The 763-nt window shown below is 66.5% G+C and carries 1 protein-coding gene; it reads left to right on the top strand.

Annotation, left to right across the window (positions count from 1 at the left end):
- Positions 1-163 precede the first annotated feature (163 nt).
- The coding region (locus tag ACXJKJ_RS30460) for a response regulator (RefSeq protein ID WP_457395156.1) at positions 164-763 on the top strand (600 nt) is incomplete at its 3' end.

Here is a 763-nt window from a genome sequence, read left to right as displayed (position 1 = left end):
TTCGTGGTCAAGCCGGTGGACTTCAAGGAGTTCCTGGAGGCCATCCAGGGCCTGGGCATGTTCTGGGGCMTCACCAATCAACCACCGCCGCACGGGACCCTGTTCGGCGCCAAGAGCAGAAAAGATGGCTGAAGCAGCACCAGGCACGCCAATCCGCATCCTGATGGTCGAGGACAATGCGCTGGATGCCGAACTCATCACACTGCAGCTGGGCCGCGCCGGGCTGCCCTTTGCCGTTGAACGCACCTGGTCCCACCAGGGAATGCTCGATGCCCTGCGCGGCGGTGCGTTCGACGTCATCCTGGCCGACCATGTACTGCCCGGCTTCGACGGCGACGCCGCGCTGGCGCTGGCGTGCGAGGTCGCCCCGGAAATCCCCTTCATCTTCGTCTCCGGCACCCTGACCGAAGAACTCGCGGTCCAGGCGCTCAGGCGCGGTGCCCGCGACTATGTGGTCAAGTCGCGGCTGCAGCGGCTGCCCGATGCCATCGTCCGCGCCATCGGCGAGGCCCAGGAGCGACGCCGGCTGGCCCGCGTGGAGGCCGAGCTGCACGACAGCCACCAGCGGCTGCGGTTGATCACCGATTCGCTGCCGGCGCTGATCGCCTATTTCGGTCAGGACCACCGTTACCGGTTCGCCAACCAGGCCTATTTCGAATGGCACGGGCGCGACCCGGAAAGCCTGATCGGCATGCACGCGCGCGAGATCGTCGGCGATGAGGCGTTCGCGCAGATGCAGCAGCACCTGGACAAGGTGCTGCTG

This window comes from Roseateles sp. P5_E1 (genome assembly GCF_054049335.1).
Note: the sequence above shows the minus strand (reverse complement) of the source record. Positions and strands in the feature narration are given on the sequence as shown.